This is a genomic window from Bacillus sp. EU55, assembly GCF_038005925.1.
Classification (GTDB): Bacteria; Bacillota; Bacilli; order Bacillales; family Bacillaceae; genus Bacillus; species Bacillus velezensis.
In genome coordinates this window covers 2,920,359-2,936,488 of sequence record NZ_JBBOUE010000001.1, presented here as the reverse complement: position 1 = coordinate 2,936,488, position 16,130 = coordinate 2,920,359, and the positions used below count along the sequence as shown (strand labels likewise).

Below are 16,130 nucleotides of genomic sequence, written 5' to 3'. Positions count from 1 at the left end.
CTATGTTAGAATGATTATAAATAAATTGCGATGTACGGGGGTGCATGAAAGCGATGCATATTCTTGTTGTGGGAGTAGATTATAAATCCGCCCCTATTGAAATACGCGAAAAAATAAGTTTTCAGCCGGATGAGCTTGCAGAAGCGATGCTCCGTTTAAAAGAAGAAAAAAGCGTTCTTGAAAACATTATCGTGTCAACCTGCAACCGCACCGAAATATATGCGGTGGTCGACCAGCTCCATACCGGCCGTTATTATATAAAAACATTTTTATCCGAATGGTTCTCGCTGCCGAAAGAAGAGCTGTCTCCGTTTCTGAAATTTTATGAGAGCGACGCGGCGATCGAGCATTTATTCCGTGTGGCGTGCGGCTTGGATTCCATGGTCATCGGAGAAACGCAAATACTCGGCCAGGTCCGCTCGAGCTTTAAAACGGCGCAGGCAGAAAAGACGATCGGCACCATTTTCAATGAGCTGTTTAAACAGGCGGTGACCGTCGGCAAACGCACGCATGCCGAAACCGATATCGGCGCCAATGCCGTTTCCGTCAGTTACGCCGCCGTTGAACTCGCGAAAAAAATCTTCGGCTCATTGTCAAATAAGCACATTTTGATTCTCGGTGCGGGAAAAATGGGCGAGCTCGCCGCAGAAAACCTGCACGGTCAGGGCATCGGCAAAGTAACGGTCATCAACAGAACGTTTTTGAAGGCAAAAGCGCTTGCTGACCGTTTCTCCGGAGAAGCGCGCAGCTTAAACCAGCTTGAACATGCACTTGCTGAAGCTGATATTTTAATCAGTTCGACAGGCGCAAGTGATTTCGTCGTGTCCAAAGAAATGATGGAGAGAGCGGGCAGACAGCGGAAAGGCCGTCCGTTATTTATGGTGGATATCGCTGTGCCGCGAGACCTCGATCCGGCGCTTAACGATCTTGAAGGTGTTTTTCTGTACGATATTGATGACCTTGAAGGAATCGTTGAAGCTAACTTACAAGAACGCCGTGAAACCGCTGAAAAAGTCGAGCTGTTTATTGAAGCGGCAATTGTTGAGTTTAAGCAGTGGCTTAATACGCTCGGCGTCGTGCCGGTCATTTCGGCGCTGCGTGAAAAGGCGCTGTCCATCCAGTCCGATACGATGCAGAGCATTGAGCGCAAGCTGCCTCATCTGACGGTAAGAGAGAAAAAACTTCTCAGCAAACATACGAAAAGCATCATTAACCAAATGCTGCGCGACCCGATTCTGAAAGCGAAAGAGCTTGCGGCTGAAGCGGATTCAGATGAAAAGCTGAAGCTGTTTATGCAGATATTCGATATTGAGGAAGAGGCCGGCCGCCAGCTGGACAAAAGCCTGGATAACCGCCAGACGGTTCATTCGTTTCAAAAGGCAGAAGCAAAAACGGGCTTACGTCCGCTTGTAAGTGAGTGAGGGCTGTATGATTGATACAGCAATGGCAAGACTTAATGAAGCGACAATTGTTATTTATGCAGTAAGCGTCCTTTTTTACTTTATAGATTTTCTTCAACACAACCGGAAGGCTGGGAAAATGGCCTTCTGGTTGCTTTCTATTGTCTGGACTCTGCAAACCGTCTATCTTTCTTATTTCATGTGGCAGACGGGCAGATTTCCGGTCTTGAATATTACAGAGGCCCTTTACTTTTATGCGTGGGTGCTTGTCACGCTCTCACTTGTGGTCACGCAGATTCTGCGCGTTGATTTTATCGTATTTTTCACGAATGTCATCGGTTTCTCGATGATTGCGATCCATACGTTTTCACCGACGGATCAGCATTCGGCCGCTTTTTCCGGCCAGCTGGTCTCAGAGCTTTTGGTCATTCATATTACAATGGCGATTCTGTCTTACGGCGCTTTTTCCCTTTCTTTTGTCTTTTCGCTTCTTTATCAGTTTCAATATTCTTTATTAAAGAAGAAAAAGTGGGGAAAATGGCTGTTGAGAATTGAAGATTTGTCAAAACTTGATTATATGGCTTACGTTTTAAATGTCATCGGGGTTCCGATGCTGCTGTTGAGCCTGATATTAGGCGTGATCTGGGCGTATGTGTCGCTGGAAACGCTGTACTGGTTTGATTCAAAAGTGCTCGGTTCGTTTATTGTGCTGCTTTTATACAGCTACTATTTATATATCAGAATGATTAAGGAACTGCAGGGAAAAGTGGCGGCGTTATGGAATTCAGCATGTTTTCTCGTGCTGATGATTAATTACTTCCTGCTCGGAAGCCTGTCGCAATTCCATTGGTTCAGTTAACGCACGCGCCCAAACAGATTCGGGAGGAAAGAAAATGAGAACGATTAAGGTAGGTTCCAGACGGAGCAAACTGGCTATGACCCAGACAAAATGGGTGATTAACAAACTGAAGGAATTGAACCCTTCCTATAACTTTGAAATCCGGGAGATTGTCACAAAAGGCGACCGCATCCTTGATGTTACACTGTCAAAAGTGGGCGGCAAAGGTTTGTTTGTCAAAGAGATTGAACAGGCGCTGCTGCATCAGGAGATTGATATGGCGGTTCACAGCATGAAAGACATGCCCGCCGTTTTGCCTGAGGGTCTTGTCATAGGCTGCATACCGAAACGTGAGGATCCGCGTGATGCGCTGATTTCAAAGGGGCATCAAAAGCTGGACGGCATAAAAGAAGGGGGCATCATCGGCACCAGCAGTTTAAGAAGAAGCGCCCAGATTCTTGCTGAACGCCCTGATCTTACAATTAAGTGGATCAGAGGCAATATCGATACGAGACTTCAAAAGCTTGAAACGGAAGATTACGATGCTATTATTTTAGCGGCTGCGGGACTTTCGAGAATGGGCTGGAAAGATGATGTCGTATCTGAATTTCTCGAACCGGACCGCTGTCTGCCTGCGGTCGGCCAAGGCGCTCTTGCCATTGAATGCAGAGAGTCGGATGAGGAGCTTTTGAAGCTGTTTGCGCAATTTACCGATGAGTATACGCAGCGCACGGTGGCAGCCGAACGGGCTTTCTTACACGCGATGGAAGGCGGCTGCCAAGTGCCGATAGCCGGGTATGCGTCCGTCAATGACCGGGATGAGGTTGAATTGGTCGGTCTTGTCGCGTCTCCGGACGGAAAGACGATTTATAAAGAAACAGCGGCGGGACATGATCCGGAAGAAATCGGGAAACGCTGTGCGGCGATGATGTCTGAAAAAGGAGCCAAAGCATTAATCGACAGCGTGAAACAGGAGCTCGATCAGGATGGCAAATGACCTTCCTTTACAAGGAAAGACCGTGCTTGTCACCCGGAACAAAAGACAGGCCGCACCGTTCCGAAAAAAAGTGGAGGCGCTCGGCGGAACGGCTGTTTCCGCTTCGCTGATCGCTTTTCAGGAAGCGCTCCCGGATGAATGTGCGGACAGTCTCCGGGAAGACCTTTCTGAGCCGGGATGGCTTGTGTTTACAAGCGTAAACGGTGTCCGGTTCTTTTTTTCCTATCTTGATCGGCACGGTCTTGCGCTTTCGGGACGGAAAAAAATCGCAGCCGTCGGTGAAAAGACTGCGCGCGCCCTGAAAGAGCGGGGAGCCCGGACGGATGCGATGCCTGACGAGTATGTGGCGGAATGTCTGGCTGATACTTTAAAACGGCACGCATCAGCTGCCGAACCCATTTCAGTGATAAAGGGCAATTTATCACGCGATGTCATAAAAGCGGAGCTTGAGCCGCTTGGCTATCAAATAAGGGAATGGGTGTTATACAATACCATTCAGGATGAAAAAGGCATGGACGAGCTGAGACGGGCTGCATCCCGCTCTCATTTTGATTTTATTACGTTTACCAGCTCATCGGCGGTGCATACGTTTATGCACGCGGTCGGAGACGGAGAAAAAGCGTGGGAAAACAGCGGTGCGAGCTATATCAGCATCGGCCCTTTGACAGAGAAAGCGCTCTTGGAATACGGGATCTCATCCCATGTGCCTGACATCTATACGATTGAAGGCATGCTGGACGTCATGTGCAGCATGTCGGGAAAGGATTGATAATGATGAATCAAACATTTAACAGACACCGCCGTTTGCGCGCGAACGCTGAGATGAGAGATTTAGTAAAAGAAACACGTCTTCACCCTTCAGATTTTATTTACCCGTTATTTGTCGTTGAAGGACTTGAAGGAAAAAAAGAAGTTCCTTCCATGCCGGGGGTTTATCATGTATCACTCGATTTGTTAAAGGATGAAATGGCTGAGCTGATATCGCTCGGCATTAAGTCGGTCATCGTTTTCGGCGTGCCGGAAGAAAAAGACGCCTGCGGAACCCAGGCTTTTCACGATCACGGCATTGTGCAGAAAGGGATTGCTGAAATTAAAAAGCATTATCCTGAAATGATCGTAATCGCTGATACGTGTCTCTGTGAATACACGGATCACGGCCATTGCGGCGTCGTGAAAGACGGAGAAATCTTAAATGACGAGTCGCTTGAGCTGCTGGCGCAGACAGCCGTCAGCCAGGCCAAAGCAGGCGCTGACATCATCGCTCCTTCAAATATGATGGACGGTTTTGTCACAGTGATCAGAGAAGCGCTCGACAAAGAAGGATTCACGAATATTCCGATCATGTCTTATGCCGTGAAATATTCAAGTGAATTTTACGGTCCGTTCCGCGACGCGGCTGACAGCACGCCGCAGTTCGGAGACCGAAAAACATATCAGATGGATCCGGCCAACCGCTTGGAAGCGCTCCGTGAGGCTGAATCAGACGCGGCAGAAGGCGCTGACTTTTTAATCGTCAAACCGTCTATGTCATACTTAGATATTATGCGTGATGTGAAAAACCGCCATCACCTGCCGCTGGTCGCATATAATGTGAGCGGGGAGTATTCCATGGTGAAAGCGGCAGCCCAAAACGGCTGGATTAAAGAAAAAGAAATGGTGCTGGAAATTTTAACGAGCATGAAACGTGCAGGAGCCGATCTGATTATGACGTATCATGCAAAAGACGCAGCAAAATGGCTTGCTGAGTAACGATTTCATTTGACGGGAGCTGAGGCAGATGAGAAGCTATGAAAAATCAAAAGCCGCTTTTAAAGAAGCGCAGAAACTGATGCCGGGCGGAGTGAACAGCCCGGTGCGCGCGTTTAAATCAGTTGATATGGACCCGATCTTTATGCAGCGCGGAAAAGGATCGAAAATTTTTGATATTGACGGCAATGAATATATCGACTACGTCCTGAGCTGGGGGCCGCTCATTTTGGGCCACACAAATGACCGGGTCGTTGAAAGCCTGAAAAAAGTAGCCGAGAACGGGACAAGTTTCGGGGCATCTACTGAGGTGGAAAACGAACTGGCCAAATTGGTCATTGACCGTGTGCCGTCTGTTGAAATCGTGCGGATGGTCAGCTCCGGCACAGAGGCGACAATGAGCGCCCTGCGTCTGGCAAGAGGATATACCGGCCGCAACAAAATTTTGAAATTCGAAGGCTGTTACCACGGCCATGGCGATTCGCTGCTGATCAAAGCGGGATCCGGAGTGGCGACACTCGGCCTTCCGGACAGCCCGGGCGTGCCGGAAGGAATAGCAATGAATACGATTACCGTTCCATACAACGACTTGGAAAGCGTTGCACTCGCATTCCGGGAGTACGGTGAAGATATTGCCGGGGTCATTGTTGAACCGGTAGCAGGCAATATGGGCGTTGTTCCGCCGCAGGAAGGCTTTTTACAAGGACTTCGCGACATTACGGAACAGTATGGCGCGCTGCTCATTTTTGATGAGGTCATGACCGGTTTTCGCGTGGATTATAACTGTGCGCAAGGGTATTTCGGCGTGACGCCTGACTTAACGTGTCTCGGCAAAGTCATCGGCGGCGGTCTTCCTGTCGGTGCGTATGGCGGAAAAGCTGACATTATGGAACGAATCGCGCCGAGCGGTCCGATCTACCAGGCGGGAACATTGTCAGGAAATCCGCTTGCCATGACAGCGGGACTTGAGACGCTACAGCAGCTCACACCTGAATCTTACCAAGAATTTGTGAAAAAAGGCGATATGCTTGAAGAAGGCATTTCAAAAGCAGCTGCAGCACATGGCATTCCGCACACGTTTAACCGGGCGGGTTCCATGATCGGCTTCTTTTTCACAAATGAGCCTGTCATTAACTATGAAGCAGCCAAATCTTCTGATTTAAAGCTGTTCGCCAAATATTATAAAGGGATGGCCGACGCAGGCGTATTTCTGCCGCCGTCTCAATTTGAAGGATTGTTTCTCTCCACTGCGCATACAATGGAGGATATTGAAAAAACCATTCAAGCCGCTGAGAAAGTGTTCCAGGCGATCAGCCGCTGATAACGAAAAGCCGATGCAAGCAAGACTTGTATCGGCTTTTTTCAATGCCTCCATTATCATATTTTCCCGGATTGCGGCATACACCTTTAGTGACATCTAATTGTATGGATTAGATGAAAGGAGGATATGAACTTGCCGCATAATCACCGATTGCAATTTTCTGTTGAAGAATCAATCTGTTTCCAAAAAGGACAGGAAGTTTCTGAATTACTTTCGATTTCATTAGACCCTGACATCAGGGTGCAGGAAGTAAATGATTATGTCTCAATTAAAGGATCATTAGAACTTACTGGCGAGTACAACATAGATCACAGCAGTCATTTTGAAGAGCTTGATAGGGAGCTGAGGCATGTAGAGGAAGTGAGGGCGAGGGAGGATGGCACGGCCGAGCTCATTCATTGTTTCCCGGTGGACATCACGATTCCGAAAAATAAAGTGAGCCACCTCAATGATGTTTTCGTATTTATTGATGCCTTTGATTATCAGCTGACGGATTCAAGGATCTTAACCATTCAAGCTGATTTGGCAATTGAAGGGCTGCTTGAGGAATCCGAGCCAAAAGAGCCGGAGATCCCTTTGTACGTGGCGCCTGAATTTGCCAGAGAAGAAATGATCAATCTTGCCGGACATTATTCTGAGGACGAAAACGAACCAGAATTAATGATACGCCATGAGCCTGAAATACCTTTGACTGTATCAGAAGAAGCAGCACAAGAAACCGAGAAGAACGAGGAAGAAACTCCGCCTTTACTCAGGCAGGAGGAAGAAGAGCCGGAGACTGCTCCGATTCTGAGGGAACGGGAAGAAGAGCCGGAGACTGCCCCTATTCTGAGGGAGCGGGAAGAAGAAGAGCCGGAGACTGCCCCTATTCTGAGGGAGCAGGAAGAAGAAGAGCCGGAGACTGCCCCGATTCTGAGGGAGCAGGAAGAAGAAGAGCAAGAAACTGCCCCGATTCTGAGGGAGCGGGAAGAAGAAGCGCAGGAAGCAGCCCCTATTCTGAGGGAGCGGGAAGAAGAAGAGCCGGAGACTGCCCCGATTCTGAGGGAGCGGGAAGAAGAGCAGGAAGCAGCCCCGATTTTGAGGGAGCGGGAAGAAGAAGAGCCGGAGACTGCCCCGATTTTGAGGGAGCAGGAAGAAGAAGAGCCGGAGACTGCCCCGATTCTGAGGGGGCAGGAAGAGGTGCCGAAACCTGTTTCCTTTACTGAGCCTCCTCCTCCCGTTTCCTTTCAACATGAAGAAGAGCCGGAAGAAGCTGAGGAGCCTGCAATCATGTCGGCTGTGAGGAATGAAGCTGTATTTGAGGATGATTCAGCAGAAGTGCAGGAAAAGTCAAAAGAGGATAACGAGCCGGTTTTCCCTGCGTTCACTCTGACTCCGCATGCAGAAAAACCAAAAATTGCGGAACAGCCCTTCCTTCAAAAAGAAGAGCAGCCAGAGGCCGAGCCGCTTCTCCGTCAGAGCGATCATGAGGCGGCAGAAGACGAAGATGAGCCTGCGGTTTTTCAAGAAGAGCAGGCGCCCGTTTATCGCGAGTTCGTTCCGGAACAGCAGGAAGAGGAGTTTTACAGCGCTCCTAAGCTGCTTGAAGAAGAGGCTCATGATGAAGAAGGGTTTGAAATTGAGGTAAGGAAGATGGCGCAGCCGGAGGAGGAAACCGGGAAGCCTCTCGATTTGTCTTTTCAGTTTTCCAAACTGCCGCCTGAGGAGCCGGCGCAAGCTGAACAGCCTGAGCCGCTTAAGTCTGAAAGAAAGAATGAAGAAGCGGCACCGGGAACCGAGCAGAAGGAAAATGACAACTCTCATTACTTGACAAAATTATTTACAAGGGAAGAAGAAAAGTTTTCAAGAATGAAAATTTGTATCGTACAGCAGCAAGATACTATCGACCGGGTGTGTGAACGATATGATATAACATCCCAGCAGCTCATCAGAACGAATGCTTTATCGTTTGATGACGAGCTTGAAGAAGGTCAGCTTCTGTATATACCTGAATATAATAACAGCCATGCGTAAGCACAAAGAGGCCGTAAAAATGTGGTGAATGGAATGGAAGCAGTCCAATCAGTGCTTCAGGAATACGGGCTGGCGGCTGAGTATATTGAGCCTGTCAGCCCGCATGTTTGGAAGGTCTACTCAAACTACGGCATTTTTGCTTTGAAACAGCTCAAGCCGGCCCGCAGCAGTGAATTTACGGATCTTATGATTGAGATTGAGGAGAAGGGCTACCGATCATTTGTGCCGATCTGCCGCACGTATGCCGGCGATTTTTTTGCCGGAAGACAGACGGAGAATTCTTATTATTTAATGCCTTGGCTTCAGTACGATCAGGAAGAGGAACGGGATCAAAAACATGTTTACCTTTTTAAAGAGGTCGCGAAGCTCCATTCCGCGACTGTGCGGGACATCCAAATCCGGACTGAAGATATCAGCGGCTTTTATGAAGCAACGAAAAGAGATTGGGAAAATGATAAGCTTGTCTATGAACAATTCGCCGACCGGGCGGAAAAAGAGTGGTACCTTTCACCTTTTGAACTGCAGGCTGTTACGTATCTTACAGAAACGGTTTCCGCCGTCAATTTTGCTCTGGAACGTCTGGAAGAATGGTTTGAGGCGGCAAAGGACCATGACAAGACGAGAGCGGTGATCAACCACGGCAGCTTATCGAGCCGCCACTTTCTGTATAATGATGCGGGATCGGGCTTTTTCACGAATTTCGAGAAAGCTGCGCTGGGCCCTCCGCAAAACGACCTGCTCGGCTTTTACTCCAGAATGTTCAGAAGCTATCCGAAAGCATGCCCGGAGTGTCTGGACTGGTTTTATACGTATCACAAATCATTCCCGCTCCGTGAAGCGGAAATCAGCCTGTTTCTCAGCTATATGGCTTATCCGTCCGCCATGTACAAAGTGCTGAAACGGTATCAGACCGGCCAAAGGGGCTCTGAAAAAGAAGAGTGCACGCAATTATTAAGAGCGTTTTGGCAGATGAAAAATGTTGAGCCTTTTCTCATGAAGGTTCATCAGATTGAGCGGGAGAAAAAAATAAAAGCGGAAAACGAGTCCTCTTCATAACGGGACTCGTTTTTTATATCCATTCCAAATGCAGGGCGCACGCTAAAAACAGCAGGATGGCAAGCAGCAGGACATCAAAAGTCGTCGGGAAGAAAATCGTCCTGATCCCCTGAAAGATCGTAATCGGGATAATGACTTGCACGGATACAAGGCGGACCTGTCTGGCCCACTGGGGGAGCGAATAAGAATTGAATTTTTTTCTCACGGGCAATTCCTCCTCACATTCGCCTTTCTATGTATCGTATGTAAGGGAAAGGGCGGGGTGCATGCCCATTTATGTATGACGGCAGCGGTTTTTGGAAAAGATGATTGACGAATCAAAAACACTTTTACTATAATAAAGAACATAATAAATAAGATCATGAGCTGATATAAATACACCTGCTTTGAACGGGAAGAGTACAAGAAAGACGCATGAAGAGAGAGAAGCTACTGTGCTGAAAGGCTTCTTATGCCGTCTCATTGGAAGGTCGCCCGGGAGCATAATTTCTTGAACATACAGTAGAGAAATTCGGGCCGCACCCGTTATCCGTTTAAGTGCATGAACAAATCTGTTCATGAAAAAAGGTGGTACCGCGAAAGAGCTTTTCGTCCTTTATCAGGATGAAGGCTCTTTTTTAGTTGCTCAGCCATTTCTAAACATGCTGGAGGGTTATCATGGATACAAACGAACAAACAATGCCGACAAAATATGATCCGTCTGCGATTGAAAAAGGCCGCTATGATTTTTGGCTGAAAGGAAAATATTTTGAAGCGGGCAGCGATCAAACGAAACAGCCGTATTCTGTCGTCATTCCGCCGCCGAACGTGACGGGCAGGCTGCACCTCGGACATGCGTGGGATACGACGCTGCAAGATATCGTTACGCGTATGAAACGCATGCAGGGCTATGACGTGCTCTGGCTTCCGGGCATGGATCACGCCGGCATCGCCACTCAGGCAAAAGTCGAAGCGAAACTCCGCGAACAGGGCACAAGCCGTTATGACCTCGGCCGTGAAAAGTTTTTAGAAGAAACGTGGAAGTGGAAAGAAGAGTATGCTGATTTCATCCGCAGCCAATGGGCCAAGATGGGACTCGGACTCGATTATTCACGCGAACGTTTTACTCTTGATGAAGGGCTGAACAAAGCCGTGCGTGAAGTATTCGTCAAGCTGTACGAGAAAGGCTTGATTTACAGAGGCGAATATATCATCAACTGGGACCCTGCCACAAAAACGGCTTTATCCGATATTGAAGTGATTTACAAAGACGTACAGGGCGCGTTTTATCATTTGCGCTACCCGTTAGCAGACGGTTCAGGCTCAATTGAAATCGCGACCACCCGTCCGGAAACGATGCTTGGCGACACGGCTGTCGCGGTTCATCCTGAAGATGAGCGCTACAAGCACTTAATCGGCAAAACGGTGATTCTGCCGATTACAAACCGCGAAATTCCGATCGTCGGCGATGATTATGTTGATATGGAATTCGGATCAGGCGCTGTTAAAATCACGCCTGCCCATGACCCGAATGACTTTGAACTCGGAAACCGCCACAATTTAGAGCGGATTCTCGTCATGAATGAAGACGGAACAATGAATGAAAAAGCGCTGCAATATAACGGCATGGACCGGTTTGAATGCCGCAAAAAACTCGTCAAAGATCTTCAGGAATCCGGTGTTCTCTTTAAAATCGAAGACCATATGCATTCTGTCGGCCACAGTGAAAGAAGCGGCGCCGTTGTTGAGCCGTACCTGTCCACACAATGGTTTGTCAAAATGCAGCCGCTGGCCGATGCTGCGGTTGACCTTCAGTCAAAAGAAGAGAAAGTTCACTTCGTTCCTGACCGGTTCGAGAAAACGTACCTGCACTGGATGGAAAATATCCGTGATTGGTGTATTTCCCGTCAGCTGTGGTGGGGCCACCGCATCCCGGCTTGGTATCATAAAGAAACAAAAGAAGTGTACGTCGGCCTTGAGGCGCCTGAGGACAGTGAAAATTGGGAACAGGATTCAGACGTGCTTGATACATGGTTCAGCTCCGCGCTTTGGCCGTTTTCTACAATGGGCTGGCCTGATGAAAACGCTGAAGACTTTAAGCGGTATTACTCAACCGATGTTCTTGTAACGGGATATGACATCATTTTCTTCTGGGTATCCCGGATGATTTTCCAAGGTCTTGAGTTTACCGGCGAGCGTCCGTTCAAAGACGTGCTGATTCACGGCTTAATCCGTGACGAGCAGGGCAGAAAAATGAGTAAATCCCTTGGGAACGGCGTGGACCCGATGGATGTCATCGACAAGTACGGAGCGGATTCCCTGCGCTATTTCCTGGCAACCGGAAGTTCACCGGGACAGGATCTCCGTTTCAGCTATGAAAAAGTGGAATCCACATGGAACTTCGCAAATAAAATTTGGAACGCCTCCCGTTTTGCATTAATGAACATGGACGGCATGACGTATGACGAGCTTGATCTGTCCGGTGAAAAATCAGTTGCTGATAAGTGGATCCTCACAAGACTGAATGAAACGATAGAAGACGTAACACAGCTTGCGGATCGTTATGAATTCGGTGAAGTCGGACGCCACCTGTACAACTTTATCTGGGACGATGTGTGCGACTGGTATATCGAAATGGCGAAGCTTCCGCTGTACGGGGAAGATGAAGCGGCGAAGAAAACAACCCGTTCTGTTCTGGCATACGTGCTTGACCAGACGATGCGTCTTCTTCACCCGTTTATGCCATTCTTAACGGAAGAAATCTGGCAGCACCTTCCTCATGAAGGCGAGTCAATCACGATCAGCTCTTGGCCGGTTCCGGTGCCGGAACATACGGATAAAGAGGCAGCGGCGGATATGAAACTGCTCGTCGAATTAATCCGTTCTGTCCGCAATATCCGGAGCGAAGTCAACACGCCGATGAGCAAGCAGGTTGAGCTTTACATTAAAACATCTACGGAAGACATTGCCGGCCGCCTTGAGAAGAACCGTTCTTACGTTGAACGCTTTACGAATCCGAGCACGCTGAAAATCGGGACGGATCTCACTGCGGCAGACAAAGCGATGACAGCGGTCGTCACCGGAGCGGAAGTCATTCTGCCGCTTGAAGGGCTGATTAACATTGATGAAGAGATCGCCCGTCTGCAAAAAGAATTCGACAAGCTGACAAAAGAAGTCGAACGCGTTCAGAAAAAACTCGGCAACGAAGGATTCATTAAAAAAGCTCCTGAGCATGTCATTGAAGAAGAACGCGGAAAAGAGAAAGACTACACGGCAAAACGCGAAGCTGTCCGGCAGCGGATTGCAGAGCTGAAAGGCTGATAAAACAGCGGGGCGGTTTCCTAAGAAACCGCCTTGTCGTATAAAAGAGGGGATTTCATTGTTTAATACGTACAAAGAAGCGATCAGCTGGATTCACGGCAGACTCAAGTTCGGCGTTAAGCCGGGCCTTCTCCGTATGGAAAAGCTGATGGAAAAACTGGAACACCCGGAAAAGAACATTCGCGCCATTCATGTGGCGGGCACAAACGGCAAAGGATCGACCGTCGCTTTTATCCGTTCCGTGCTTCAAGAAGCCGGTTATACGGTCGGCACGTTCACATCGCCTTACATTATTACGTTCAATGAGCGTATCAGCGTAAACGGCACGCCGATTTCTGATGAGGAATGGAGAGCGCTCGTTAATGAAATCAAACCGATAGTCGATGAGATTGATAAAACCGATGCCGGAACGGTGACAGAATTTGAAATCATTACAGCGTGTTCATTTTTATATTTTGCGAAGCGGGATGATATCGATTTTGTCATTTTTGAAGCGGGGCTCGGCGGCACATTCGATTCAACCAATATTGTGAAACCGCTTTTGTCGGTCATTACAAGCATCGGACATGACCATATGGCGATTTTAGGCAATACCATCGAGGAGATCGCCGGGCAGAAAGCCGGTATTATTAAAAAAGCCATTCCGGTCATTACAGGTGTCAATCAGCCGGAAGCACTCGGCGTTATTGAAGCGGAGGCCGAAGAAAAGCAGGCTCCGTGCCAGTCGCTATATAAAACATGCAGACTGTTTAATGGTGCGGCGCTTCCGTCCGGCGAAAGCTTCTCGCTGGAAACGGAAACGAAATGTTATGAGGACGTTCAAACGTCGCTGATCGGCATTCATCAAAGGCAGAATGCGGCCTTGGCGATATTGGCTGCTGAATGGCTGAATCGCCTGAAAATCACAGCCATTTCTGAAGAAGCATTGCGAAACGGTCTGAAAAAAGCTTCATGGCCGGGCCGGTTTGAACGGCTTCAAAGCCGCCCTTTAGTGTTTGCGGACGGCGCCCATAATGAAGAAGGCGTTAATACGCTGACAGAAACGATCAGGCAGCGATTTGCCGATAAAAACGTCCATGTCGTATTCAGCGCTTTAAAAGACAAACCGTATCAGGAAATGATTAAAAAGCTTGAAACCGAAGCGGATTCCATTCATTTTGCGTCATTTGACTTTCCGCGTGCCGCAAGCGCCGAAGACCTTTACAATGCAAGCAGTCTTGCGGATAAGAGCTTTGATGAGAATCCGGACAGTGTGAAAGAGTGGATAGAACAAAAAGACGGAGCGGATGATGTCATCATCATTACCGGTTCCTTATACTTTATTTCCGAAATGAGAAAGCGGCTGATCTGACAGCCCCTGGAACACCCGGCAAGCCATTTTACGGTTTTGCCGGGTGTTTTTATGAGGAAAACACATTTTCAGCCATTTCAGGCATGGTATTTTTCTATGCTACAATCTGAGCCAGATTGATAGAAAAGGTGTGGTCTGAGTGCTTTTCATTCTGTTTGTTCTCGGTCTGATTTTCGGTTCTTTTTTTTATACAGTCGCATGCCGTATTCCGCTTCGAATCTCGGTTATTTCGCCGCGCTCATCCTGTTCGTTCTGCGGCTTGCCGCTCTCTTGGGGGGAGCTTGTGCCCGTTGTTTCCTATATCTTGCAAAGAGGGAGATGCAGACACTGCCGTGAGAAGCTGTCAGTGATGTATCCGGCGGCGGAATGCTGGACGGCATGTTTATTCACGGCTGCCGGCATCCATTTCGGTTTCTCAAAAGAGCTGCTAATCGCGCTGTTATTTTTGTCTCTGCTGATGATTGTGACTGTGACGGATCTGCAATATATGCTGATTCCTGACAAAGTTCTGCTGTTTTTTCTTCCGCTTTTTATCGTCGGCCGTATTTTTTCTCCGCTGGATTCATGGTATGCGGGGGTTGCCGGAGCTGTTTGCGGATTTTTTCTGCTTGTTTTTATCATGTTTGTCAGTAAAGGAGGCATCGGCGCAGGTGATGTGAAGCTGTTTGGAGTGATCGGACTTGCGCTCGGCGTGAAGCTTGTCCTTATTGCATTCTTTCTTTCCGTTATAATCGGAGCCGTATACGGTATGTGCGCCGCAGCGGGAGGCAGGCTTGGTAAAAAGCAGCCTTTCCCGTTTGCGCCGGCCATCGCAGCCGGGAGCGCTGTAAGTTACTTTTACGGTGAAGAGCTGTTCGCGTTTTACATCACACTCGCTTCAGGCGGGGCTTGAAAAATTTGGCGAACGTTTTTTGGACAAGACGACAAAAGTCTTGTTCTTTTTTTTTACGCCTATGCTAAAGTGTGAACCATGATCAGTTCAAGGTACGGCCAAGACGAATGCAAGGGGGAAGAGACGTTGAAAAAAAGGAAAAGCAAAAAGAACAGCAAAGCCAAAAACGATGCCCTTAAAGTAACGATTAACGGAAAAGAAGAAACGATGTATGGACAAGAAGATGTGAATGAAGGCGGGGAGAAAACCGTCACATTTTCAAATTGGGAAGAAACAAAGAAGGCGGAGCAGGAGATTGCAGCATCTCATGAAGATCCGAAAGAAGAAGACTTCAATTGGGATGATGAGAAGAATCATGAGGTATTTGAAGACGATCCGAAAGTCGTCCCGCCATACCAGAAGAAAAACACGGGTCCTCATTTTCCGAAAAAGAAGCAGCCGTCTTCTCCAGTAAAAAAAGCGGTCACGACAATTGCTGTTGCGGCTGTTTTAGGCACCGGCCTCGGCCTTGTCGCCTTAAATATGTCGGGAAGTAAAGAAGCCTCCGCCCCCGCATCCGCTGACAAAGGTTCACAAGGACAGACGGTGAAAGCGGGAGACGTTTCAAAAGACAAATCAGAAACAAATGGCACAGGAAACGCGGAACAGTCAGACGGAAACTATAAAACATTTGCGGTGCAGGCCGGAAAATTTTCATCAGAAAAAGGAGCGCAAACGCTTGTTGACCAGCTGACTGAAAAAGGATACTCGGCTGTCTCTCTGGCAAAAGAAGACGGGTACACATACGTGATCGCCGGTCTTGCAGCGGAAAAAAGCTTATCACAGCAATTGGGCCAGACGCTGATAGACCATGATTTTGAGGCTTGGGGCGGAAAAGAGCTCAGCTTTGCGGTCGATTCAGGGTTGGAAGGCTCTTTTAAACAAGCATCTGAGCTCTCGGCCAAAGCGATTACGGGCAAAGACATTTCAAAAGCGGATGTGGCTGAAGCAGCGAAAGCCGCAGACGGCGCAGACGCCGCTGACAAAAAGCAGAAAGAGGCCGTGCTTCAAGCGCTGAAAGAACTGGAAACGTCCGGTTCCGAATCCGGCTGGAAAGCCCAAAAAAAGCTTCTAAGCGTTGTGAAATAATAATCTCTCAATTCCCGTCATCCGGCGGGATTTTTTATTTTGTCATCAAAAAGTTATTTTTCTGAAATTGTGGTTGCCCGTTTGATTT

The 16,130-nt window shown here is 48.2% G+C and carries 13 protein-coding genes and 1 other annotated feature; of the genes, 12 read left to right on the top strand and 1 reads right to left on the bottom strand.

From position 1 onward, the window contains the following. Positions 1-53 precede the first annotated feature (53 nt). From hemA to ysxE, 8 genes are all read left to right on the top strand, one after another. A complete protein-coding gene (hemA, locus tag NYE50_RS14920; protein ID WP_003152628.1) occupies positions 54-1,421 on the top strand; it encodes a glutamyl-tRNA reductase in 1,368 nt (455 codons plus the stop codon). Between the two features lie 7 nt (positions 1,422-1,428). Further along, complete coding sequence (locus NYE50_RS14915; RefSeq protein WP_007408154.1) at positions 1,429-2,259, top strand: cytochrome c biogenesis protein; 831 nt, start codon at positions 1,429-1,431, stop codon at positions 2,257-2,259. Between the two features lie 34 nt (positions 2,260-2,293). Then, positions 2,294-3,235 carry a hydroxymethylbilane synthase gene (gene hemC, locus NYE50_RS14910; RefSeq protein WP_012118114.1) on the top strand — a complete coding sequence of 314 codons (942 nt, stop codon included), beginning with the start codon at positions 2,294-2,296 and terminating at the stop codon, positions 3,233-3,235. Beyond that, positions 3,225-4,004 (top strand): uroporphyrinogen-III synthase, encoded by a 780-nt coding sequence (locus NYE50_RS14905; protein WP_014418554.1) that lies wholly within the window; start codon positions 3,225-3,227, stop codon positions 4,002-4,004. The genes hemC and NYE50_RS14905 overlap by 11 nt, the downstream gene beginning before the upstream one ends. 5 nt (positions 4,005-4,009) lie before the next feature. Then, on the top strand, positions 4,010-4,984 hold the full coding sequence (hemB, locus tag NYE50_RS14900) for a porphobilinogen synthase (protein ID WP_029973366.1): 975 nt from the start codon (positions 4,010-4,012) through the stop codon (positions 4,982-4,984). A 28-nt stretch (positions 4,985-5,012) separates the two neighbouring features. Beyond that, complete coding sequence (hemL, locus tag NYE50_RS14895) at positions 5,013-6,302, top strand: glutamate-1-semialdehyde 2,1-aminomutase (RefSeq protein WP_014418553.1); 1,290 nt, start codon at positions 5,013-5,015, stop codon at positions 6,300-6,302. Between the two features lie 132 nt (positions 6,303-6,434). Beyond that, complete coding sequence (locus tag NYE50_RS14890; RefSeq protein ID WP_340765469.1) at positions 6,435-8,315, top strand: LysM peptidoglycan-binding domain-containing protein; 1,881 nt, start codon at positions 6,435-6,437, stop codon at positions 8,313-8,315. A 33-nt stretch (positions 8,316-8,348) separates the two neighbouring features. After that, entirely contained in the window at positions 8,349-9,371 is a 1,023-nt protein-coding gene (ysxE, locus tag NYE50_RS14885; RefSeq protein WP_029973368.1) for a spore coat protein YsxE, read from the top strand. Between the two features lie 13 nt (positions 9,372-9,384). Here ysxE and NYE50_RS14880 read toward each other — a convergent pair whose 3' ends face one another. Then, the gene (locus NYE50_RS14880) at positions 9,385-9,576 is read right to left on the bottom strand and encodes a hypothetical protein (protein ID WP_003152639.1); all 192 of its coding nucleotides are present in this window, start codon (positions 9,574-9,576) and stop codon (positions 9,385-9,387) included. Positions 9,577-9,748: 172 nt separating this feature from the next. Beyond that, positions 9,749-9,970, top strand: a binding site (T-box leader). Between the two features lie 58 nt (positions 9,971-10,028). On the opposite strand from NYE50_RS14880, the gene NYE50_RS14875 reads away from it, so the two are divergent. From NYE50_RS14875 to NYE50_RS14860, 4 genes are all read left to right on the top strand, one after another. Then, on the top strand, positions 10,029-12,671 hold the full coding sequence (locus tag NYE50_RS14875) for a valine--tRNA ligase (protein ID WP_224988706.1): 2,643 nt from the start codon (positions 10,029-10,031) through the stop codon (positions 12,669-12,671). Positions 12,672-12,729: 58 nt separating this feature from the next. Further along, positions 12,730-14,022 (top strand): bifunctional folylpolyglutamate synthase/dihydrofolate synthase, encoded by a 1,293-nt coding sequence (locus tag NYE50_RS14870; RefSeq protein WP_224988707.1) that lies wholly within the window; start codon positions 12,730-12,732, stop codon positions 14,020-14,022. 139 nt (positions 14,023-14,161) lie between these two features. Beyond that, positions 14,162-14,914: a prepilin peptidase gene (locus NYE50_RS14865; RefSeq protein WP_224988708.1), complete on the top strand. Its 753-nt coding sequence runs from the start codon at positions 14,162-14,164 to the stop codon at positions 14,912-14,914. 126 nt (positions 14,915-15,040) lie between these two features. Beyond that, positions 15,041-16,042, top strand: coding sequence for an SPOR domain-containing protein (locus tag NYE50_RS14860; RefSeq protein WP_224988709.1), 1,002 nt, complete (start codon positions 15,041-15,043; stop codon positions 16,040-16,042). Positions 16,043-16,130: the final 88 nt, after the last annotated feature.

What these genes read in the sequence shown, in the direction of transcription:
- hemA (WP_003152628.1), top strand. Translation starts at nt 54, where the DNA reads ATGCATATTCTTGTTGTGGGAGTAGATTATAAATCCGCCCCTATTGAA.
- NYE50_RS14915 (WP_007408154.1), top strand. Translation starts at nt 1,429, where the DNA reads ATGATTGATACAGCAATGGCAAGACTTAATGAAGCGACAATTGTTATT.
- hemC (WP_012118114.1), top strand. Translation starts at nt 2,294, where the DNA reads ATGAGAACGATTAAGGTAGGTTCCAGACGGAGCAAACTGGCTATGACC.
- NYE50_RS14905 (WP_014418554.1), top strand. Translation starts at nt 3,225, where the DNA reads ATGGCAAATGACCTTCCTTTACAAGGAAAGACCGTGCTTGTCACCCGG.
- hemB (WP_029973366.1), top strand. Translation starts at nt 4,010, where the DNA reads ATGAATCAAACATTTAACAGACACCGCCGTTTGCGCGCGAACGCTGAG.
- hemL (WP_014418553.1), top strand. Translation starts at nt 5,013, where the DNA reads ATGAGAAGCTATGAAAAATCAAAAGCCGCTTTTAAAGAAGCGCAGAAA.
- ysxE (WP_029973368.1), top strand. Translation starts at nt 8,349, where the DNA reads ATGGAAGCAGTCCAATCAGTGCTTCAGGAATACGGGCTGGCGGCTGAG.
- NYE50_RS14875 (WP_224988706.1), top strand. Translation starts at nt 10,029, where the DNA reads ATGGATACAAACGAACAAACAATGCCGACAAAATATGATCCGTCTGCG.